At 71.5% G+C, this 21,125-nt stretch carries 16 protein-coding genes; 6 read left to right on the top strand and 10 right to left on the bottom strand.

The genetic code is table 11. The features are described 5' to 3' along the window. Nucleotide 1 precedes the first annotated feature (1 nt). The 6 genes from ACFZBD_RS18500 to ACFZBD_RS18475 form a co-directional block, all read right to left on the bottom strand. Nucleotides 2–934, bottom strand: coding sequence for a branched-chain amino acid ABC transporter permease (locus ACFZBD_RS18500; protein WP_391140646.1), 933 nt, complete (start codon nt 932–934; stop codon nt 2–4). A gap of 106 nt (nt 935–1,040) precedes the next feature. Beyond that, nucleotides 1,041–2,276 (bottom strand): ABC transporter substrate-binding protein, encoded by a 1,236-nt coding sequence (locus ACFZBD_RS18495; RefSeq protein ID WP_391140645.1) that lies wholly within the window; start codon nt 2,274–2,276, stop codon nt 1,041–1,043. Between the two features lie 442 nt (nt 2,277–2,718). Then, nucleotides 2,719–2,910 carry a hypothetical protein gene (locus ACFZBD_RS18490; RefSeq protein ID WP_391140644.1) on the bottom strand — a complete coding sequence of 64 codons (192 nt, stop codon included), beginning with the start codon at nt 2,908–2,910 and terminating at the stop codon, nt 2,719–2,721. A gap of 72 nt (nt 2,911–2,982) precedes the next feature. Continuing rightward, entirely contained in the window at nt 2,983–3,135 is a 153-nt protein-coding gene (locus ACFZBD_RS18485) for a hypothetical protein (protein WP_391140643.1), read from the bottom strand. A 141-nt stretch (nt 3,136–3,276) separates the two neighbouring features. Beyond that, complete coding sequence (locus ACFZBD_RS18480) at nt 3,277–3,780, bottom strand: hotdog fold thioesterase (RefSeq protein WP_391140642.1); 504 nt, start codon at nt 3,778–3,780, stop codon at nt 3,277–3,279. Nucleotides 3,781–3,866: 86 nt separating this feature from the next. Then, entirely contained in the window at nt 3,867–6,149 is a 2,283-nt protein-coding gene (locus tag ACFZBD_RS18475; RefSeq protein ID WP_391140641.1) for an FdhF/YdeP family oxidoreductase, read from the bottom strand. A 244-nt stretch (nt 6,150–6,393) separates the two neighbouring features. Here ACFZBD_RS18475 and polA point away from each other — a divergent pair, with 244 nt between their 5' ends. Further along, on the top strand, nt 6,394–9,048 hold the full coding sequence (polA, locus tag ACFZBD_RS18470) for a DNA polymerase I (RefSeq protein ID WP_391141189.1): 2,655 nt from the start codon (nt 6,394–6,396) through the stop codon (nt 9,046–9,048). 200 nt (nt 9,049–9,248) lie between these two features. Here polA and ACFZBD_RS18465 read toward each other — a convergent pair whose 3' ends face one another. Then, nucleotides 9,249–10,133, bottom strand: coding sequence for a DUF4184 family protein (locus ACFZBD_RS18465; protein ID WP_391140640.1), 885 nt, complete (start codon nt 10,131–10,133; stop codon nt 9,249–9,251). A 185-nt stretch (nt 10,134–10,318) separates the two neighbouring features. Here ACFZBD_RS18465 and ACFZBD_RS18460 point away from each other — a divergent pair, with 185 nt between their 5' ends. The 3 genes from ACFZBD_RS18460 (at nt 10,319) to ACFZBD_RS18450 (ending at nt 13,404) form a co-directional block, all read left to right on the top strand. Further along, the gene (locus tag ACFZBD_RS18460; RefSeq protein ID WP_391140639.1) at nt 10,319–12,064 is read left to right on the top strand and encodes a lytic murein transglycosylase; all 1,746 of its coding nucleotides are present in this window, start codon (nt 10,319–10,321) and stop codon (nt 12,062–12,064) included. 194 nt (nt 12,065–12,258) lie between these two features. Next, entirely contained in the window at nt 12,259–12,399 is a 141-nt protein-coding gene (locus tag ACFZBD_RS18455) for an SPW_0924 family protein (protein WP_391140638.1), read from the top strand. Nucleotides 12,400–12,414: 15 nt separating this feature from the next. After that, nucleotides 12,415–13,404 carry a porin PorA family protein gene (locus ACFZBD_RS18450; protein ID WP_391140637.1) on the top strand — a complete coding sequence of 330 codons (990 nt, stop codon included), beginning with the start codon at nt 12,415–12,417 and terminating at the stop codon, nt 13,402–13,404. Here the strand turns inward: ACFZBD_RS18450 and ACFZBD_RS18445 are convergent. Continuing rightward, nucleotides 13,388–16,015, bottom strand: a complete 2,628-nt coding sequence (locus tag ACFZBD_RS18445; RefSeq protein ID WP_391140636.1) for an ATP-dependent helicase C-terminal domain-containing protein — start codon at nt 16,013–16,015, stop codon at nt 13,388–13,390. The two genes, ACFZBD_RS18450 and ACFZBD_RS18445, sit on opposite strands and share 17 nt — an antisense overlap. Before the next feature lie 147 nt (nt 16,016–16,162). After that, nucleotides 16,163–16,990 (bottom strand): methyltransferase domain-containing protein, encoded by an 828-nt coding sequence (locus ACFZBD_RS18440; RefSeq protein ID WP_391140635.1) that lies wholly within the window; start codon nt 16,988–16,990, stop codon nt 16,163–16,165. 343 nt (nt 16,991–17,333) lie between these two features. On the opposite strand from ACFZBD_RS18440, the gene rpsA reads away from it, so the two are divergent. Beyond that, on the top strand, nt 17,334–18,836 hold the full coding sequence (gene rpsA / locus ACFZBD_RS18435) for a 30S ribosomal protein S1 (protein ID WP_391140634.1): 1,503 nt from the start codon (nt 17,334–17,336) through the stop codon (nt 18,834–18,836). Nucleotides 18,837–18,960: 124 nt separating this feature from the next. On the opposite strand, the gene ACFZBD_RS18430 is transcribed toward rpsA, so the two are convergent. Next, a complete protein-coding gene (locus ACFZBD_RS18430) occupies nt 18,961–19,908 on the bottom strand; it encodes a right-handed parallel beta-helix repeat-containing protein (protein WP_391140633.1) in 948 nt (315 codons plus the stop codon). 260 nt (nt 19,909–20,168) lie between these two features. Here ACFZBD_RS18430 and ACFZBD_RS18425 point away from each other — a divergent pair, with 260 nt between their 5' ends. Further along, on the top strand, nt 20,169–21,107 hold the full coding sequence (locus ACFZBD_RS18425; RefSeq protein ID WP_391140632.1) for a PAC2 family protein: 939 nt from the start codon (nt 20,169–20,171) through the stop codon (nt 21,105–21,107). Nucleotides 21,108–21,125: the final 18 nt, after the last annotated feature.

Here is a 21,125-nt window from a genome sequence, read left to right as displayed (position 1 = left end):
ATCACGCCCTGTCCGCGACGCGCTGTCCGAGCAGACCTTGTGGTCTGAAGAGCAGCACGAGGATGAGGAGGGAGAAGACCCAGATGTCCTTCCAGGCGCCGCCGCCGAACTGTGCCATCCCGGGGATGTGCTCGACGTAGGCGATGGAGAGGGTTTCCGCGACGCCGAGGACGACGCCGCCGATCATGGCGCCGTAGATGTTGCCGATGCCTCCGAGGACGGCGGCCGTGAAGGCCTTGAGGCCCAGGAGGAAGCCCATCTCGAAGCGGATCTGGCCCTTGTCGAGGCCTTCGGCGACCGCGGCGACGGCGGCGAAGGCCGCGCCGATGGCGAAGGCCATCACGATGATGCGGTCGGTGTTGATGCCCATCAGCTTCGCGGTGTCCGGGTCCTGCGCCGTGGCTTGCATGGCGCGTCCGCTGCGGCTCTTCGAGACGAAGAGGCCGAGGGCGAGCATGCAGGCGGGGGCGGCGACGAGGACGAACGCGTCGGCGCGGGAGATCGCGAGATTGTTGAAGATCTCGAAGCTGCCTCCCTTGAATTCGGGGAAGCTGACCGGGCTCTTGGCGTTGGGGTAGAAGCCCCAGACGAGCTGCTGGAGCACGATCGACAGACCGATCGCCGTGATGAGCGGGGCGAGGCGGGGGGCGCCGCGCAGGGGCCGGTAGGCGAAGCGTTCGGCGGCGGTGGCGACGGCCACGGAGACCACCGCGCCGCCTATGAGCATCACGGGTATCGCGATCACGAGGGCGGTGCCCTCGGGGAGGATCGTGTAGGCCGTGAGGGCGCCGAAGCCCCCGATCATGAAGATCTCGCCGTGGGCGAAGTTGATGAGCTGGACGATGCCGTAGACCATCGTGTATCCGATGGCGATGAGGCCGTAAAGGGCCCCCAGGGCAAGGCCGTCGGCCAGCTGTTGCGGCAGTTCGTTCACCGCAGGGCCTCCGATGAGCGTGTCGGATATGACACCGCGCGAGGGCGCTGTTTGCGCCCTCGCGCGGCTTGGTTCAGGTGGTGCGTGTGCGGGGCTGTGCGGTGGGTCAGTCCTTGAAGGTCTCGGACTTGACGTCGGCCCAGGCGCCGTTCTTGACCTGGTAGACGGTGAGCTGCTTGTTGGTGGTGTCGCCGTACTGGTCGAAGGAGACCTTGCCGGTCACGCCTTCGAAGGAGACCTTGGACATGGCCTCGGTGACCTTGGCGCGGGCGTCGTCGGGCAGCTTGCCGTCGTTGTCGGCGACGACGGCCTTGACGGCCTGGATGATGGACCAGGCGGCGTCGTAGGAGTAGCCGCCGTAGGCCGCGTACGGGTCCTTGTAGCCGGCCGCGTTGTAGTCGGCGATGAACTTCTTGGCGGTCGGGAGCTTCTCGACGGGGAAGCCGACCGAGGTCGCGAGGTCACCGTCGTTGGCTTCGCCGGAGGCCTTGATGAACTGCGGGTCGTAGATGCCGTCGCCGCCCATGGTGGGGATCTTGGCGCCGGCCTTCTTGACCTGGTCGGAGAGGAGACCGCCCTCGGGGTACTGGCCGCCGAAGTAGACGGAGTCGGCGCCCGAGGCCTTGATCTTGTTGGCGGTGGAGGAGAAGTCGGTCTCCTTCACGGTGACGGAGTCGGTGCCGGCGACGGTGCCGCCGAGGCGCTTGAACTCGTCGGAGAAGATCGCGGCGAGACCGGCGCCGTAGGTCTGCTTGTCGTTGACGACGAAGACCTTCTTCTTGCCGGCGTCCTTGAAGAGGTAGTTGGCCGCGAACTTGCCCTGGACGACGTCCGTGGTGGCGGTGCGGAAGTACGTCTTGAAGGGGCGCTTGAACTCGCCCGAGCCCCACTTGTCGCCCTGGGAGAGGGACGGGTTGGTGTTGGCCGGGGAGACCTGGGTCAGGTTGGCCTTGTCGAAGTCCGCCTGCATGGACTGCGAGACGCCGGAGTTCAGGGGGCCGACGACGCCGAGGACGTCCTTGATGCCGACCAGTTTGGTGGCGTTGGCCTTGCCGGTGGCCGGGACGGCCTGGTCGTCGAGGGCTTCGATCTTGAAGGTGACGCCCGGGACCTCGTTGTTCTTGTTGGCGGTCTGCACCGCCAGGTCCACGGAGTTCTTGATGCCCTGGCCCAGCGCGGAGAGCGAGCCCGTCAGGGGTGCGTCGACGCCGATGACGACGGTGGTGCCGCCCTTGGCGTTGGAGTCGCTTCCGCCCTTGTCGTCGCGCGAGCCACAGGCGGTGAGGGTCAGTGCTCCCGTGGTGATCACGGTGGTGAGGATGAGCAAGGAACGGTGTCGCACGATGAATCCTTTCCCTGGCGCGGCCCCCTCGACTGAGGCGGTGCCGTGAAGCTGTGGCAAGAGGTGCCGTTGTTGAGTGCCGGGCCGTACGGGGATGACTGGGTATGCAGGGCCGTGCAGTGTGGCGCCCGGCGGCGCGGTGACTGGCGGTGACTCTAAGCGCAGGTGGGGGAGGTGGGGAGCGGCGAGGTCAGGATGTGACTGTCTTGTTATCGCGAGGGGGAGAGGAGGTGCGCACGCGGGGGGCAAAACGGGACGTAACGGTCAGCTATGGGGTGTTCACATAGTGAGAACGCGCAGTTCCGTTAAGGTGCTTGAGCGGATCTTGGTCCTGTCGGGCCGGGCGCGCGAGTGTCCGCATAGCGGACAAGCCCTCAAATCCCAGCGGACGGAACGCTGAGCACCACGCGCGGCCGCGACATTGCGCGAGTGTTACGCAGTGTTACGAGGTAGCGGGTTCGGGTGTGCCCCGCGTCGTCGGGGGCGGTCGCCAGTTCTCCGAACCACCGGTCGCGCCGTTCGCCGACGCGCACCGTCTTCGGGTCTCCCGGTCGACCGCGTCGAAGGCGGCCTCGCGGCCCTCCGCGCGCTCCCGGGCGCGGGCGAGCGCCAGCACGTCGTCGTGGATCGCCAACTGCTCGTTGGACAGCCCCTTCTGCTCCCAGTCGAGTCCTGCCCAGGCGCTGCCCCGGAGGGCCTCCTCGACTCAGTACGCGACGAGGTCGACGCAGAGGTCCACCGGCGTGCGGGCGCTCGGGGGTGCCGGCTCCCGTGCGCAGGCCGGTGCGGCGGCCAGAACGCCGAAGGCCAGGACCGCGCGGAGGGCGGTCCTGGCCGGGGCGTGCGGCGAGAGCGCCATGGGCGCCACGCTAGGCGATGCTCGCCATGCGCACAACGTGCTTGCGGGACAGGCAAGTTGAGAGGGCGGACGCGGGGGGTCCGGTGGGCGTCCGGGGTGCGTGCGGGTGTGCGCGGGGCGCCGTCGGCGCGCGGGGCCGGGTCAGGCCGACGGGCTCTTTCCCGCCTCCGGGACGTTGCCCGCGTCCTTGGCGGTGACCTCGCGCAGCAGGCAGGTCAGCCGCGCGGTGCAGACCCGCTTGTCCTGCTCGTCCGTGATCACGATCTCGTACGTGGCCGTGGAGCGCCCGCGGTGGACCGGGGTGGCGACGCCCGTCACCAGGCCGCTGCGGGCCCCTCGGTGGTGCGTGCAGTTCAGGTCCACGCCCACCGCGATCTTGGAGACCCCGCCGTGCAGCATGGAGCCGATCGAGCCCAGCGTCTCGGCCAGCACCGCCGAGGCGCCGCCGTGCAGCAGCCCGTACGGCTGGGTGTTGCCCTCGACCGGCATCGTCCCGACGACCTTCTCGGCCGAGGCCTCGACGATCTGCACGCCCATCCGGTTGCCGAGGTGCCCGGCCGAGAACAGTGCCGGCAGGTCGACCCCGAGCGAGGCGTACTCGTCGATGACCTCCTGCGGGAACTTCACATGCTGCTGCTCGCCCATCGGCCCGGCTCCGTTCGTCGTCGTACGTCGTCAGTGTGGTGCGACCGGCGCCGCCACGCGGCGGCCCCGGCTGCCTGAGCAAACGCTTAGGCGGTGGGTGATTGTTCCAGACGCACGACGACCGACTTGCTCGCGGGTGTGTTGCTGACGTCCGCGGTGGACTCCAGCGGCACCAGGACGTTCGTCTCGGGGTAGTACGCGGCCGCGCAGCCGCGGGCCGTCGGATAGTGCACCACCCGGAAGCCGGGCGCCCGGCGCTCGCTGCCGTCCGTCCACTCGCTGACCAGGTCCGTGTAGGCCCCGTCGGCCAGGCCCAGCTCCGCCGCGTCCAGCGGATGCACCAGGACGACCCGGCGCCCGCCCTTGATCCCGCGGTAGCGGTCGTCCAGGCCGTAGATCGTGGTGTTGTACTGGTCGTGCGACCGCAGGGTCTGCAGCAGCAGCCGGCCCTCCGGCACCTTCGGGTACTCGACGGGCGCGGCGGTGAAGTTGGCCTTGCCGGTGGCCGTGGGGAAGCGGCGCTCGTCGCGCGGGGCGTGCGGCAGCGCGAAGCCCCCGGGGTTCGCCGCGAGCCGGGCGTTGAAGTCCTCGAAGCCGGGCACCACGCGCGCGATCCGGTCACGGATCGTGGCGTAGTCCCGCTCGAACTCCTCCCACGGGGTCGCCGAGGCCGCGCCGAGGACCGCCCGCGCCATTCGGGCCACGATCGCCGGCTCCGAGAGCAGATGGGGGCTCGCCGGCGGCAGGTTGCCGCGCGAGGCGTGCACCAGGCTCATCGAGTCCTCCACCGTCACGAACTGCTTGCCGCCGCGCTGCACGTCCTTGTCGGTGCGCCCGAGGGTCGGCAGGATCAGCGCCCGCCGGCCGGTCACCGCGTGTGAGCGGTTCAGCTTGGTCGAGACGTGGACGGTCAGCCGGGCGCGGCGCATGGCCGCCTCGGTGACCTCCGTGTCGGGGGTGGCGCCGACGAAGTTGCCGCCCATGGCGAAGAAGACCTTCGCCTCGCCGTCCCGGAGCGCCTGGATCGAGCGGACCACGTCGAAGCCGTGGTGGCGCGGCGAGACGATCCCGAACTCCTTGTCCAGGGCGTCGAGGAAGGCGGGCGCCGGGCGCTCGAAGATGCCCATCGTGCGGTCGCCCTGCACGTTGGAGTGGCCGCGGACCGGGCAGACCCCGGCGCCCGGCCGGCCGATCGCGCCGCGCAGCAGCAGGAGGTTGACCACCTCGCGGATGGTCGGCACGGAGTGCTTGTGCTGGGTGAGCCCCATCGCCCAGCAGACGATGGTCCGCTCCGACGCGAGGACCATCTCCAGGGCCCGCTCGATCTCGTCCCGGCCCAGCCCCGTCGCGGCCAGCGTCTCGTCCCAGTCGGCCGCGCGGGCGGCCGCGGCGAACTCCTCGTATCCGTGGGTGTGTTCCCGTACGAACTCCTCGTCGACCGCGCCCTCCGTCTCCACGATCAGCTTGTTGAGGAGGCGGAAGAGGGCCTGGTCGCCGCCGATGCGGATCTGCAGGAAGAGGTCGTTGAGCGCGGCGCCCTTGAGGAGTCCTGCCGGTGTCTGCGGGTTCTTGAACTTCTCCAGGCCCGCCTCGGGCAGCGGATTCACCGAGATGATCTTCGCGCCGGCCGCCTTCGCCTTCTCCAGGGCGGAGAGCATCCGGGGGTGGTTCGTGCCCGGGTTCTGCCCGGCGACCACGATCAGGTCGGCCTGGTGGAGATCCTCCAGGGAGACGCTGCCCTTGCCGATCCCGATGGTCTCGTTCAGCGCCGAACCGGACGACTCGTGGCACATGTTGGAGCAGTCCGGCAGATTGTTCGTACCGAACTCGCGGGCGAAGAGCTGCAACAGGAACGCGGCCTCGTTGCTGGTCCGGCCCGAGGTGTAGAAGAGCGCCTCGTCGGGCGAGGAGAGCGCGCCCAGCTCCTCGGCGATGATCGCGAAGGCCCGCTCCCAGGACACCGCCTCGTACCGGTCCGCGCCCTCGGGGAGATACATCGGCTCGGTGATCCGGCCCTGCTGCCCCAGCCAGTAGCCGCTGCGGGCGGCCAGGTCCGCCAGCGGATGCGCGGCGAAGAAGTCCGGCGTCACCCGGCGCAGCGTCGCCTCCTCGGCGACCGCCTTCGCGCCGTTCTCGCAGAACTCCGCCACATGCCGCTTGTCACCCTCTGGCCAGGCGCAGCCCGGGCAGTCGAACCCGTCCTTCTGGTTGACCTTGAGCAGGGTCCGGGCCGTGCGCCGCACGCCCATCTGCGCCTGGGCCACCCTGAGCGTGTGCGCCACGGCCGGCAGCCCGGCGGCCGCGTGCTGCGGCGGCGCGACCTGCGGTGCGTCCTGGACCGGATCGCCTGCGGGCGGCTTGCTGACCATCGCGCTCTCCCTTGAGCGGAAACCTGGGTGTACGTCTCCGATCCTGTCACGGACCACTGACAGAGCCCCCCGGTACGGGCGCGCCGGGCCTCCCGGACGCGGACCGGGCGCCGGGCGGGACCGAGCGGCGGCCGCCCGCCCGGACCGGGCGTGGGCGGGATTGTCAGCGGTCCGTGGCAGGATCGTGTACGTGGCCGAGACAGCATCGAAGAAGACCCAAGACAACCGTCCCCGCCTGCTCCTCATGGACGGGCACTCGCTGGCGTACCGGGCGTTCTTCGCACTGCCCGCGGAGAACTTCACGACCGCGAGCGGACAGACGACGAACGCGATCTACGGCTTCGCGTCGATGCTGGCGAACACGCTGCGCGACGAGGCGCCCACGCACTTCGCGGTGGCGTTCGACGTCTCCCGCAAGACGTGGCGCTCGGCCGACTTCCCGGAGTACAAGGCGAACCGCTCGACGACCCCGGACGAGTTCAAGGGGCAGGTCGAGCTGATCGGCGAGCTGCTCGACACGATGAACGCCGAGCGGTTCGCGGTGGACGGCTTCGAGGCCGACGACGTCATCGCCACCCTCGCCACCCAGGCCGAGGCGGCCGGGTTCGATGTCCTGATCGTCACCGGCGACCGCGACTCCTTCCAGCTGGTCACCGACCACGTGACCGTGCTGTACCCCACCAAGGGCGTCTCCGAGCTGACCCGCTTCACCCCGGAGAAGGTCCAGGAGAAGTACGGCCTGACCCCCTCGCAGTACCCCGACTTCGCCGCGCTGCGCGGAGACCCGTCCGACAACCTCCCGGGCATCCCCGGTGTCGGCGAGAAGACCGCCACGAAGTGGATCAACCAGTTCGGTTCCTTCGCCGAGCTGGTCGAGCGCGCCGACGAGGTCAAGGGCAAGGTCGGCCAGGCCCTGCGCGACCACCTGGAGTCGGTCAAGCTCAACCGCCACCTGACTGAGCTGGTCCGGGACGTCGAGCTGCCCCGCACCGTCGCGGAGCTGGAGCGCGCGCCGTACGACCGGACCGCGCTCAAGGGCTTCCTGGAGGTCCTGGAGATCCGCAATCCCAGCCTGCGGGAGCGGCTCCTCGCGGTCGACCCGGGCGCGGCCGAGGAGGAGGCCCCGGCTCCCGCGGCCGGCGTCGAGCTGGACGGCACGGTCCTGGGCACCGGCGAGCTGGCCGGCTGGCTGGAGGAGCACGGCGGCCGGCCGCTCGGCGTCGCCACCGTCGCCACCTGGGCCCTGGGCGTGGGGAACGTCAGCGAGGTCGCCCTGGCGGCCGCCGACGGCGCGGCGGCCTGGTTCGACACCACCCGGCTCGACGAGGCCGACGAGCGGGCCTTCACGGCCTGGCTCGGCGACGCCGCCCGCCCGAAGGTGATGCACAACGCCAAGGACGCGCTGCGGGTTTTCCCCGAGCACGGCTGGCACATCGAGGGCATCACGATGGACACCGCGCTCGCCGCCTATCTCGTCAAGCCCGGCCGCCGCTCCTTCGCCCTGGACGCGCTCTCCGTCGAGTACCTCCACCGCGAGCTGGCCCCCGCGGCCGCCGACGGGCAGCTGGCCTTCGGCGCCGACGAGCACGCCGAGGCGGACGCCCTGATGGCCCAGGCTCGCGCCGTCCTCGACCTCGGCGAGGCGTTCGGCGGCAGGCTGGGCGAGGTCGGTGCCACCGAGCTGCTCCACGACGTGGAACTGCCCACGTCCCTGCTCCTCGCCCGGATGGAGCGGCACGGCATCGCCGCCGACCGCGCCCATCTGGAGGCGATGGAGCAGCAGTTCGCCGGCGCGGTGCAGCAGGCGGTGAAGGAGGCGCACGCCTCCGTGGGGCACGAGTTCAACCTCGGCTCGCCCAAGCAGCTCCAGGAGGTCTTCTTCGGCGAGCTGAACCTCCCGAAGACGAAGAAGACCAAGACCGGCTACACCACGGACGCCGACGCGCTGGCCTGGCTGGCTGGCCAGACCGAGCACGAGCTGCCGGTGATCATGCTCCGCCACCGCGAGCAGGCCCGCCTGCGGTCCACGGTCGAGGGCCTGATCAAGACCATCGCCGCCGACGGCCGGATCCATACCACGTTCAGCCAGACGGTGGCCGCGACCGGTCGCCTCTCCTCCACCGAGCCGAACCTGCAGAACGTGCCGGTCCGCACCGACGAGGGCCGGGCCATCCGCCACGGCTTCGTCGTCGGTGAGGGCTTCGAGGCGCTGATGACCGCCGACTACAGCCAGATCGAGCTGCGGGTGATGGCCCACCTCTCCGAGGACGAGGGCCTGATCGAGGCGTTCACCTCGGGCGAGGACCTGCACACCACGGTCGCCTCGCAGGTCTTCGGCGTCGAGAGGTCCGCCGTCGACGCGGAGATGCGGCGCAAGATCAAGGCCATGTCCTACGGCCTGGCGTACGGCCTGTCGGCGTTCGGGCTCTCCCAGCAGCTGAACATCGAGGCGGGCGAGGCGCGCGCGCTGATGGACACGTACTTCGAGCGCTTCGGCGGAGTGCGCGACTATCTGCGCCGGGTCGTCGACGAGGCCCGCGCCACCGGCTACACCGAGACGATGCTCGGCCGTCGGCGGTACCTCCCGGACCTGAACAGCGACAACCGCCAGCGCCGTGAGGCCGCCGAGCGGATGGCGCTGAACGCCCCGATCCAGGGCACGGCGGCGGACATCGTGAAGGTCGCCATGCTGAACGTCGACCGGTCCCTGCGGGAAGCCGGTCTCGCCTCCCGCATGCTCCTTCAGGTCCACGACGAAATCGTGGTGGAGCTCGCCCCCGGCGAGCGCGAGCGGGTCGAGACGCTGGTCCGCCGTGAGATGGCGGGGGCGGTCTCCCTCCGCGCCCCGCTCGACGTCTCGGTCGGCGTCGGCCCGGACTGGGAGTCGGCGGCCCACTGACGCCACCGCGGGAGCCGGCGCCCTCCGGGTGACCGGCTCCCGCCTCGCAGATTCCCGCCCGGCCCGATTCCCGCCCGGCATTCCGTCCGGCCCGATTCCCGCTCGGGTGGTTTCAGCCTGGCCCCGCGTCCGTCCGGTCAGGTTTCCGCCCGGCAGATTTCAGCCTGGCCCCGTTTCCTCCCGGTCAGGTGTCCGCCTGGTCAGGCCCCGCGATCGGCGGTCCCCTCGGGGGAGCGCACTGGCTCGGGCTCCCGCGCCGCCGGCCGGGCCGGCCCGGATGCCGCCCGCAGCCTCATCACCGCCGCGTATACCACCAGGCCGAGGGCGAGCCCCGCGCCGCCGCCGAAGCAGGCGGTCGGAATGATGTCCAGCGGCGTCTCGACGCGGCCCCAGTAGGCGTACCAGCGCAGGCAGCGGTGCACGATCCCGGCGAGGACGCATCCGCCGATCAGGGCGGCCGCCAGCCACCGGCCGCGCCGGTCGAGCACCGGGACCCCCGGGATCGGCGTCGGCGTCGTGAACTCCTCGCGTGGCGTGCGCACCGCGCGCACCGCGAACCACACCAGCAGCACCAGCGCCAAGGCCGAACTGCCGTACTGCGTGTACGTGTAGACCGGGAAGCCGGCCACGACCTCCCCGAGGAACGGGATCGCGCGGGTGCCCCAGCGGTCGATGTGGGTGAAGGAGTCCCACACCACGTGGGTCGACGCCCCCAGGGCCGCGGACACGTAGAACCACGCGGCCAGCGGCACCGGTCGGCGGCCCCGCCACGGCCGGCCCCGCACGAAGGCGTACACCCCCGCCCGGCGGCCGGCCGGCAGCAGGGCCATGAGCGGCTCGCGCACCATCAGCCAGACCGCGACCAGCAGGGCGGCGATCAGTACATCGGCGGTCAGGATCCCCAGCGGCCCGTGGGTGATGTCCCCGAACTCCATCGCCTCCGGGACCGCCGTGGCCGCGAAATAGGTCATGTCGGGCGCGAACGACCCCGCCACGAGCGCCGACGCCACCAGCCGGCCACGCCCCGCCCCGTCTCTTCGGATCCCGGGCAGGACGGCGGCGGCATGACTCAAGGTGAACGGCATCGATCTCCCCCTTCGACGGTCCGCACAGTATGCGGGAGTGATTTCGTCGGACGCGGGGGCGGCCAAGTGGTGACGAAAGCGTGAAACACGGTCAGGCCCCGGTGCCCGGAGACCCGGAGTTGTCATAGGGTCTCCTGAGTCCACGCGCGGGGAGCGCGAGTACTCAAGGGGGAGGGACCATACGCATGGCAGCGCAACTCGGCCGTCGGCTGCGCAGGGGAGCCACCAGCGGGGCCGTGGTGGCCGCTGCGGTCGCGGCGCTGGCCGCTTCGCAGGCACCCGGCATGGCACCGCCCCCCACCGACAACGCGAGCGGCGAGTCGATCGGCACCGGAGGCGCGACCACGCCCCCCGACGACTCGGCCACCGGCCAGTCGCCGTACTACACCGACCTCCCGCCGCTCAACACCCCGAACAAGCCCGGCACTTCCGTCGACCTGCCGATCGTCACCGGCCCGGCCGAGGCCGGCATACCCGCGACCGTGCTGGCCGCGTACAAGCGCGCGGAGGAGTCCATACGCTCCAGCGACGCCGCGTGCCACCTGCCGTGGCAGCTGCTCGCCGGAATCGGCAAGGTCGAGTCCGGTCAGGCCCGAGGCGGCCGGGTGGACGCCAACGGCACCACGCTCTCGCCGATCCTCGGCCCCCAGCTCAACGGCGCCGGGTTCGCCAACATCTCGGACACCGACAACGGCGCGTACGACGGCGACACGAGCCACGACCGCGCGGTCGGCCCCATGCAGTTCATCCCCTCCACGTGGGCCACCTGGGGCCAGGACGCCAACGGCGACGGCCGCAAGGACCCCAACAACATCTACGACGCCGCCCAGGCGGCCGGTCTCTACCTCTGCGCCAACAACCGCGACCTCGCGGTGAAGGCCGACCTGGACCGCGCGATCCTCAGCTACAACCGGTCGACCGAGTACCTCCACACGGTGCTCTCCTGGTTCGAGTACTACAAGCGCGGCACCCACCAGGTCCCCGACGGCACGGGCGTGCTGCCGAACGACCGCAGCGACAGCACTTCCGGCGGCACGACGCCGGCGCGGGTGACGCCGACGAAGCCCGCGACGCCCTCGCCCTCCCCGTCCCCGTCGAAGCCGCCGGTCACCCCGAAGCCGACCCCGACGCCGGGCACCAAGCCGACCACCCCGCCCCCCACTCCGCCGGCGACGGTCCGGGTGGTGCGCATCAAGGACGCCGGCACCGGCACGCTGACGGCGACCGCCGGCGGCGTCTTCACCGGCCGGCCCACCGTCGTCGCGCTCGATTCGGCGGGCAAGCCGGTCGCCGGGCTCGACGTCCGCTTCGAGATCACCGGCACCACCGGCGCCAACTTCGGCGGTGTGGTCAAGAGCGTCACGCTCAGGACGAACTCCACCGGCACGGCGGTCACCCCGCTCCTGCGGGCGGGCGAGCAGCTGGGCACGTTCACCGTGCGGGCCACGGTCGTGGGCCGGACCCTCGCGGCCGTCGCGTTCGACGCCACCGTCACCGCCCGCCAGGCCGACACCCTGGTCCGCAGCGACGCCAAGGAGCTGACCGCGACCACCGGCGAGCGGTTCGCCGACCGGGTGCTCGTCAAGGCCACCCTCGACGGCGCCCCCGCGGCTTCGGTCGCCCTCACCGCCACCATGGTCGCCTCGGCGACCGACACCGAGCCGGCCGGCAAGGGCCCCCACTTCAAGGACGCGAACGGCGCCCCCGTGCGGACGCTCACCGGCCTGAAGACGGACGAGAACGGTCTGCTGACCCTCCCGGACCTCTACGCGGACGGTGAGGCGGGCACCTTCCTGCTCCGCCTGACCGCGCCCGGCGGCGGCACCGTCCTCGTCGAGCTCAAGGTGACAGCCCCGGCCCCGGAGCCCGCCCCGTCCCCGTCGACCTCACCCGACGGCACGCCGCAGCCGAAGCCCAGCTCCACCTCCTGACCGCACGGACCCCGTCCGCACGCACGTCCCGACGCCGCCCCTCCGCCCACCCCGGGCGCAGGGGCGGCGCCGTGTCCGGTGGCGTGGGCGGGGTGTTCCCGTGTTCTGAGTGCAACGTGTTCTCATCTCGCGGCCGCGTTGCTACGGTGCCCCAGCCCTGACGCCGCATCAGTTCGAGCACCGGGAGGCCGACCATGCGCGCCCTCGTCGCCGCAGCCCTCGGGCTGGTCCCCGTCCTCCTCCTCATCCTGCTCCTCGCGGTGGTCGAGGTGCCGCCCGACGGCCCCACCTCCCCCCGCCCCCTCCTCACCGCCGACCCCGGCCCCAAGAAGTAGGAGAGGAGCCCTTCCATGCGCCGCCGAGCGAGCCTCGTCCTGCTCTCCTTCGCCGTCTTCCTCGTCGCGATGGCCCCCACCCTGCGGTGGTACGCCTTCCCCCGGCTGGCCAAGATCCCGCCGAACCAGTACCAGGAGACCGTCCTGGAGGCGAAGCCGGCCACCCTCCTCAACTACTCCACGCTCAAGGCCGAGAAGATCGAGAAGATCACGATCATCCAGACCCTCAAGGGCAACGTGGAGGAGTCGAAGAAGATCGAGCGCGACGCCGGCCGGGACGTGGTCGTCTGGGACTCGCTCTCCTACATCACCGGACCGGACGGCGCCATGGTGTCCCGGATCCCCGAGCGGTACATCTTCGACGCCCACACCCAGGACCCGGTGCACGCCACCGGCGAGATGGTCGACGGCGACCCCGTCCGGCGCGAAGGCATCGAGTTCAAATGGCCCTTCCTCACCGAGAAGCGGGACTACCAGTACTTCGACGCCCAGACCCGCACCTCGGCCCCCATCCACTACCGGGGCACCCGTACCTTCCGCGGCCTGGAGGTCTACTACTTCGAGCAGACCATCCCCTGGACCAAGGTCCCCATGCCCAAGACCATGCCGGTCAAGGGCATCACCCCCGAGATCCTCGCCGACTCAGGCCTCACTCGCTGGTACACCACCCAGCGCATGTTCTGGGTCGACCCGGTCACCGGAGCCCCCGTTAACGGCGAGGAGATCCACAAGGAGGAGCTCCGCAACGCCCGGGCGCTGATGGGACAGGACACCGTCACGGTCTTCGAGGGCCATGTGAAGATGCGCGAGGACTACATCACCGCCATCGTCGAGCTGGTCGAGTCCAACCGCCTCATGGTCCTGCTGCTCGTCTCCTACCTCCCGTGGACCTTCGTCGTCCTGGGCCTCGCCCTCTTCGCCCTCGCCCTCTGGCTCGAGGCCCGCTCCCGCCGCCCGCACGCCGGACCCGCCCCCGCGCCGCCGGCCGTCACCGCTCCCGTCTGAGCCGGGCGCTGGTGTGCCGGGTCGGCGCCGCCGCCCCCGGGTCCTCCGGCCACGGATGCTTCGGATAGCGGCCGCGCAGCTCCGCCCGCACCGCGCGGTACCCCTCCTTCCAGAACGAGGCCAGATCGGCGGTGACCGCCGCCGGACGTCCCGCGGGGGAGAGGAGATGGACCAGGACCGGAACCCCCGCCACCCGGGGCGTCTCGGCGAGCCCGAACATCTCCTGCACCTTCACCGCCAGCACCGGCTGCTCACCGGCGTAGTCGACGCGTATCCGCGAACCGCTCGGCACCTCGATCCGCTCGGGCGCCAGCTCGTCCAGCCGGGCCGCCTCGCCCGTCGCCCACGGCAGCAGCCGCGTCAGCCCCTGACCGGCGTCGATCCGCCCGAGATCGGCCCGCCGGCGCGCCCGGGACAGCTCGGGCTCCAGCCACTCCTCCGCCCGGTCCAGAAGCGCCCCGTCCGCGACGTCCGGCCACGGCTCGCCCCGCACCCGGTGGAGGAAACCGAGCCGCCCGCGCAGCTCCTCCGACTCCCGGTTCCACCGCAGCAGCCCCAGCCCCTCCCGCCGCAGACCGTCGAGGAGCGCCGCCCGCACCGCCCCGGGGGCGGCCCGGTCCCTGAGCGGGCGCGCCGTCAGCTCGACGGCCCCCAGCCGGGACACCGACCGCGCGACCACGTCCCCCTCCTCCCACCGGACCTCCTCACCGGAGGTGAGCAGGTGCCCGGCGGCCGCCCGCGCCACGTCCTCGTCGACCACCGCCGCCAGCCGCACCCGCGCCGTGGCGTTCTGCGCCGTCCGGTCCGCGACGGCGACGGCCAGCCAGGGGGCCGTCCGCAGCCCCGACCCCGCCGCGAGCTCCGCGCCCGTCCCCGACACCATCAGGAACCCGCTGCCCTGCCGCGCCCGGGCCATCCGCTCGGGGAACGCCAGCGCCGTCACCCACCCGGCCGCCGCATCGTCCCCGACCCCGCCGGGGACCCGCTGGCTTTCCCCACCCGGACCGTCCGACCCGGCCGGACCGTCCGCCCTGCCCGGACCGTCCGCCGCGCCCGGGCCCCCCGCCCCGCCCGGGCCCCCCGCCGCGTCGGCCGACCGCTCCAGGCGCCGCGCCTCCGCCTTCCAACGCGCCCCGTACCCGTCGCCGCCCCGACGGGCCGTCCGCCAGGCCGCCGCCAGATCGTCGCCGTACTCCCGGGGAGGCTCCTCGCTCAGCAGCGCCACCACCTCGGCCGCCCGCCTGCGACCGACCACGGGGGCACCGTCCAGGAGGGCCCGTGCCAGCCGGGGGTGCACCCCGGGCCGGGACATCCGTACACCCCGATCCGTCGCGTGCCCCTCCTCGTCCACCGCGCCGATCGCCGTCAGCACGGAACGGGCGGCCGCCATCGCGCCGGCGGGCGGAGCGTCCAGGAGGGCGAGCCCGGCCGCCGACGGATCGCCCCAGCAGGCCGTGCGCAAGGCGAACGAGGCCAGATCCGCTATCTCGATCTCGGGGGAGGGGAAACGGGACCGGCGCCCGTCGTCCGCCTCCGCCCAGCACCGGTACACGACCCCGAAGGCCTCCCGGCCGGCGCGGCCCGCGCGCTGCGTCGCCCCCGCGATCGAGACCGGCACCGTGGTGAGCGACCCGAGTCCCCGGGCGTGGTCCGTTCGCGGCTCCCGCGCCAGGCCGGAGTCGACGACGATCCGTACCCCCGGCACGGTCAGGCTGGACTCCGCCACCGAGGTCGCGAGGATCACCCGGCGCCGCCCACCGGGCTCGGTCCCGCGGAGCACCGCGTCCTGCACCGCCGCCGGGGCCCGCCCGTGTAGCTGGAGCACCTCGGCGTCGAGGTCCGCCAGCATCCCCGCCGTCCGGGCGATCTCTCCCGTGCCGGGAAGGAAGCAGAGAACGTCGCCTTCGTGGTGCGCGCACGCCTGCCGGACCGTCGCCGCCACATGGCGCAGGAGAGCGGCATCCACCCAGGTGCCATGGGAGGGCCGGACGCCGGCCGGCGGCGCGGCGAACCGGACGGCATGGCCGTGCCCCTCTCCCTTCGCCCACACGATCGGGGCAGGACCGGAACCGTCGAGGACGGTGAGGAGCTCCGCCCACGCCTCGGCGTCGCTGGTCGCCGAAGCCGCGATCAGACCCAGCTCCGGCCGCAGCGTCGCCCGGACGTCGACCAGGAAGGCCATCGCCGTGTCGGCGTCCAGGTGGCGCTCATGGCACTCGTCGAGCAGCACGACGTCCACCCCGGACAGTTCGGGATCCCGCTGGAGCCGCTGGAGCAGGACGCCCGTCGTCACCACCTCGACCCGGGTGGCCGGCCCGGCCCGGCGTTCGCCCCGGACGGAGAAGCCGACGGCCTCGCCGACCTCCTGTCCGAGGAGCCACGCCATCCGCCGGGCCGCCGCCCGCACCGCCATCCTGCGCGGTTCGGCCACCAGCACCCGCCGCCGCGGCCCGTCCCCTATGAGCCCGGCCAGCGCCAGCGGCACCAGCGTCGTCTTGCCCGTGCCGGGAGGCGCGAACAGCACCGCCGTGCCGCGCTCGTCGAGCGCGCTCAGCAGCTCGGGGACGGCATGGCGGACGGGGAGTCGGTCGAGTGCGTCGTTTCGGATCACGCACTCAGTCTCGTACGTCGCCGCCGACGGCGGGCGCGGCTGTCCACAGGGCCTGTCTGTTCATATGACCAGTCAGGGCCGCCGGCACCCCCGCCCGGCCGGCTCGCCACGCCCGCTGCCCAGCCCGGGCCGGTGGGACGACGAACGTCAGTCCCGCTCGCAGACGAAGATCGCCGTCCCCGGGATCAGGTTGCCCCTCAGCGGGGACCAGCCGCCCCACTCCTGGTCGTTCCACGCCGGCCACTCCGGCTCGACCAGGTCCACCAGGCGGAAGCCGCCCGCCACCACGTCCCGCACCCGGTCCCCGATCGTCCGGTGGTGCTCCACATAAACGGCCCGACCCTCGTCGTCCTGCTCGACATAGGGAGTGCGGTCGAAGTAGGAGGCCGCGACGGACAGGCCCTCGGGCCCCGGCTCGTCCGGGAAGGCCCAGCGGATCGGGTGGGTCACCGAGAACACCCACCGCCCGCCGGGACGCAGCACCCGGCGCACCTCGCGGAAGACCCGTACCGGATCCGACACGAAGGGGACCGCGCCGTACGCCGAGCACGCCAGGTCGAAGGAGCCGTCCCGGAACGGCAGCGCGCCGGCGTCCGCCTCGACCAGCGGCACGTCCGCGCCGATCCGCAGGGCGTGCTGCAGCTGGCGGTGAGAGAGGTCCAGCGCGACCGCCCGGGCGCCCTGCCGCGCCAGCCAGCGCGAGCACTGCGCCGCGCCCGCGCCGATCTCTAGTACATCCCGGCCCTTCAGCGACCCGGCCGGCCCCAGCAGCGCCGCCTCGGCCTCGTCGAGCCCCTCGGGCCCCCAGACGAACCGGTCGTCCCCGAGGAACGCCCCGTGATCGTTCTGGTACTCGTCGGCGTTCCTGTCCCACCAGCCGCGACTCGCCCGGCTGCTCTCCGCGTCCCCGGCGTCACGCCGGGTGGCCTCCGGCTCGAAGCCGTCCTCGTCCCGCGGTCCGTACTCTTGGTTCATCTCGCCCGTCGATGTAGTTTGCGCTCAGCGCGGCTGCGGCCCCCGTGGCCAGGACGGCCGTGGGTGGCCTGAGTTGTGCCGGTTATGCGGCGATCCGCCCCGGGTGCGCGCTTCGCGCATTGACCCTGTCCGGCTGCTTCCGTATGCTAAAGGTTGCGCTGCGGGCCTGCGCGCCTCAGACGGAGCAGGCCGCGCTCGTACCTGTTGTATGTCCCCTCGGTTTTCGAGGCGCCTACCGTTCGCGGATCGGCGCTTCATTGGCTGTCCGGCTTCTTGGTGCGATACGGGCTCACGGCGTAGCAGTACCTACGACTTTCTGTCCGTAACCGGAGCCCTTTCCCACATGACGAGCAGCACCGAGACCACCGCCACCACCCCGCAGGTTGCGGTCAACGACATCGGTAACGAGGAAGCCTTCCTCGCCGCGATCGACGAGACGATCAAGTACTTCAACGACGGCGACATCGTCGACGGCGTCATCGTGAAGGTCGACCGGGACGAGGTCCTGCTCGACATCGGTTACAAGACCGAAGGTGTCATCCCGAGCCGCGAGCTCTCGATCAAGCACGACGTCGACCCGAACGAGGTCGTCAAGGTCGGCGACGAGATCGAAGCCCTTGTTCTCCAGAAGGAGGACAAGGAAGGCCGCCTGATCCTCTCGAAGAAGCGTGCCCAGTACGAGCGCGCCTGGGGCACCATCGAGAAGATCAAGGAAGAGGACGGCATCGTCACCGGTACCGTCATCGAGGTCGTCAAGGGTGGTCTCATCCTCGACATCGGCCTCCGCGGCTTCCTCCCGGCCTCCCTGGTCGAGATGCGCCGCGTCCGCGACCTCCAGCCCTACGTGGGCAAGGAGCTCGAGGCGAAGATCATCGAGCTGGACAAGAACCGCAACAACGTGGTCCTGTCCCGCCGCGCCTGGCTCGAGCAGACCCAGTCGGAGGTCCGCCAGACCTTCCTCACGACCCTCCAGAAGGGTCAGGTCCGCTCCGGCGTCGTGTCCTCGATCGTCAACTTCGGTGCCTTCGTGGACCTGGGTGGCGTCGACGGCCTGGTGCACGTCTCCGAGCTGTCCTGGAAGCACATCGACCACCCCTCCGAGGTTGTCGAGGTCGGCCAGGAGGTCACCGTCGAGGTTCTCGACGTGGACATGGACCGCGAGCGTGTCTCCCTGTCGCTGAAGGCGACGCAGGAGGACCCGTGGCAGCAGTTCGCCCGGACGCACCAGATCGGCCAGGTCGTTCCCGGCAAGGTCACCAAGCTGGTTCCGTTCGGTGCGTTCGTCCGCGTGGACGAGGGCATCGAGGGTCTGGTCCACATCTCCGAGCTGGCCGAGCGCCACGTGGAGATCCCGGAGCAGGTCGTCCAGGTCAACGACGAGATCTTCGTCAAGGTCATCGACATCGACCTCGAGCGTCGTCGCATCAGCCTCTCGCTGAAGCAGGCCAACGAGTCCTTCGGTGCCGACCCGGCCTCGGTCGAGTTCGACCCGACCCTGTACGGCATGGCCGCGTCCTACGACGACCAGGGCAACTACATCTACCCCGAGGGCTTCGACCCCGAGACCAACGACTGGCTCGAGGGCTACGAGACCCAGCGTGAGGCCTGGGAGACCCAGTACGCCGAGGCGCAGCAGCGCTTCGAGCAGCACCAGGCTCAGGTCATCAAGTCCCGCGAGGCCGACGAGGCCGCCGCTGCCGAGGGTGGCACCGCCGCTCCGGCCGGTGCCCCGGCGGGCGTCTCGGGTGGCTCCTACTCCTCGGAGTCGGACGACACCTCCGGCGCCCTGGCGTCGGACGAGGCCCTTGCGGCCCTGCGCGAGAAGCTGGCCGGCGGCCAGAGCTGAACGCTCTGACCACCAGCTGACAGGCTGAACCGACAAGGCCCGTTCCCCTTCGGGGGAGCGGGCCTTGTGGCGTTTCACGGTCTGGGGCGTCCTGGGGCGTCGCGGATCGGTCGGTTCGCGGCCGTCAGGGGGTGACGGGGATGTTCGTCAGCCCCTTCCCTCCGGTCACCGTGTTCGAGCCGTAGACCGTCGTCCGGCAGGAGGTGCTCTGGTTGGTGACGTTGATCGCCAACTGCTTGGGGCCGGTCGCCCCCGTCAGATCCGAACGGTTGCCCCGGAAGACCGTCCCGCAGCCCCAGCCGCTCTGCTGCGTGTGGGTCTCGTAGCCGTTGTCGGTGGTGTGGCGGCCGGTGTTGTTCTCGACCAGCACGTCGTTGCCCTTCACATCGACCCAGGAGTCGTCGAAGTGGGCGCCGGTGAGACCCCGGCCGTCGAAGGTGTTGCCGGTGATCCTGGCGCCGGTGGTGCCCTCCTTGATGTCGACGGCCTCTCCGCCGACATCCGGGCCGATGGTGTTGCCGATGATCTGCGCGTGGTCGCTCTTGTCGGAGAGGTTGTTGGCGGAGCCGACGTAGACCCCCTCGCCCATGCCGCGCCCGTCGTTGCCCGTGTCGTAGATCCGGGAGTTCCTGATGACGCCGTTCCTGCTCGACGCGCGGAAGTGCACGCCCTCCATGTCGAGGCCGTGCACGGTCACCCCGTCGATGATCACGCCGTTCGCCGCGTCGGTCATGATCCCCTTCTGGCCGCCGGTCACGGTCAGCCCCGTGACGGTCCAGTACGAGGCACCGTTGAGGTGCAGCCCGTAGCCGCCGCCGGCGGTGAGCACCGCGCGCGAGGACCCGGTGAGGGTGATCCGTGCGGTCGAGGTCCCGGGGGTGGTGGCCTTGAAGTTCCCGGTGTACGTCCCGTCGGCGAGCCGGATCGTGTCGCCGGGCCTGGCGTTGCCGAGCGCCGTCTTCAGCTGTGCGGCGGTGGAGACGTCGATGGTGGCGGCGGTGGCCGGAGGGGCGAGGAGAGGGACGGCGAGCAGGGCGGGGAGCAGGGGGAGGAGCAGCGTTCGGGTGCGCATGGGGGTGCCTTCCCGTGGATGCGTGGGGTGCGTGGAGTCGCGGAAACGGTCGCCCGGGACAGGGTTCTCGTATGTGTACGACGAACGGCTGGCTGAACGCGGTGCTGCATCGTGACGGTAGGGATGGTCCATGGGCATGTCAAGGTCTGGACCAGGGGTCCGGTTGGGGGTGGGGGATCGGAGATCGAAACACCCGCCGCGGGGGAATGGCGCCGCTCCGGAAGGTGTTTTCCTGAAGAACGCGAGGAGGAGCGGTAATCGTGCTTGATCCCCAGGCTTTGTACGAGTGGGACCAGAAGGGCTTGGCCGTGGTGGACATGGCCCTGGCGCAGGAGTCGGCCGGGCTGGTCATGCTGTACCACTTCGACGGGTACATCGACGCGGGTGAGACCGGTGAGCAGATCGTCGAGGGTCTGCTCGACACGCTTCCGCATCAGCTGGTCGCCCGTTTCGACCACGACCGCCTTGTGGACTACCGCGCTCGGCGACCGCTGCTCACCTTCCGCCGCGACCGCTGGACCGCGTACGAGACGCCGTCCATCGAGGTCCGCCTGGTGCAGGACGCCACCGGCGCGCCCTTCCTGGTGCTCTCCGGCCCCGAACCGGACGTGGAGTGGGAGCGGTTCGCCGCCGCCGTCCGCCAGATCGTGGAGCGCCTCGGGGTGCGGCTCGCGGTCAATTTCCACGGCATTCCGATGGGGGTTCCGCACACCCGCCCCGTCGGCCTCACCCCGCACGGCAGCCGTACCGACCTCGTGCCGGGCCACCGCAGTCCCTTCGACGAGGCCCAGGTGCCCGGCAGCGCCGAGGCGCTCATCGAGTACCGGCTGTCGGAATCCGGCCACGACACCCTCGGCATCGCCGCCCACGTCCCGCACTACGTGGCCCGCGCCTCCTACCCCGATGCCGCGCTGACCGCCCTGGAGGCCGTCACGGCCGCCACCGGGCTCGTCCTGCCCGGGGTGGCCCACGCGCTGCGCACGGAGGCCCGGCGGACCCAGACCGAGATCGACCGCCAGATCGGCGAGGGCGACGACGAGCTGGTGTCCCTGGTCCAGGGCCTGGAGCACCAGTACGACGCCATGGCGGGCGCGGAGACCCGCGGCAGCCTGGTCGCCGAGCCGGTCGACCTGCCCTCGGCCGACGAGATCGGCCGCGAGTTCGAGCGCTTCCTCGCGGAGCGCGAGGGCGACGCGTAGGGGGGCCGCCGTCCTTCC

It is taken from the genome of Streptomyces sp. NPDC008121 (assembly GCF_042957155.1).
In the GTDB taxonomy this organism is placed as follows: Bacteria; Actinomycetota; Actinomycetes; order Streptomycetales; family Streptomycetaceae; genus Streptomyces.
This window is presented reverse-complemented; position numbering and strand designations above follow the sequence as displayed.

What these genes read in the sequence shown, in the direction of transcription:
- ACFZBD_RS18485 (WP_391140643.1), bottom strand. Translation starts at nt 3,135, where the DNA reads ATGGCGCTCTCGCCGCACGCCCCGGCCAGGACCGCCCTCCGCGCGGTC.
- ACFZBD_RS18440 (WP_391140635.1), bottom strand. Translation starts at nt 16,990, where the DNA reads ATGAACCAAGAGTACGGACCGCGGGACGAGGACGGCTTCGAGCCGGAG.
- ACFZBD_RS18480 (WP_391140642.1), bottom strand. Translation starts at nt 3,780, where the DNA reads ATGGGCGAGCAGCAGCATGTGAAGTTCCCGCAGGAGGTCATCGACGAG.
- rpsA (WP_391140634.1), top strand. Translation starts at nt 17,334, where the DNA reads ATGACGAGCAGCACCGAGACCACCGCCACCACCCCGCAGGTTGCGGTC.
- ACFZBD_RS18455 (WP_391140638.1), top strand. Translation starts at nt 12,259, where the DNA reads ATGCGCGCCCTCGTCGCCGCAGCCCTCGGGCTGGTCCCCGTCCTCCTC.
- ACFZBD_RS18475 (WP_391140641.1), bottom strand. Translation starts at nt 6,149, where the DNA reads ATGGTCAGCAAGCCGCCCGCAGGCGATCCGGTCCAGGACGCACCGCAG.
- ACFZBD_RS18450 (WP_391140637.1), top strand. Translation starts at nt 12,415, where the DNA reads ATGCGCCGCCGAGCGAGCCTCGTCCTGCTCTCCTTCGCCGTCTTCCTC.
- polA (WP_391141189.1), top strand. Translation starts at nt 6,394, where the DNA reads ATGGACGGGCACTCGCTGGCGTACCGGGCGTTCTTCGCACTGCCCGCG.
- ACFZBD_RS18460 (WP_391140639.1), top strand. Translation starts at nt 10,319, where the DNA reads ATGGCAGCGCAACTCGGCCGTCGGCTGCGCAGGGGAGCCACCAGCGGG.
- ACFZBD_RS18430 (WP_391140633.1), bottom strand. Translation starts at nt 19,908, where the DNA reads ATGCGCACCCGAACGCTGCTCCTCCCCCTGCTCCCCGCCCTGCTCGCC.
- ACFZBD_RS18465 (WP_391140640.1), bottom strand. Translation starts at nt 10,133, where the DNA reads ATGCCGTTCACCTTGAGTCATGCCGCCGCCGTCCTGCCCGGGATCCGA.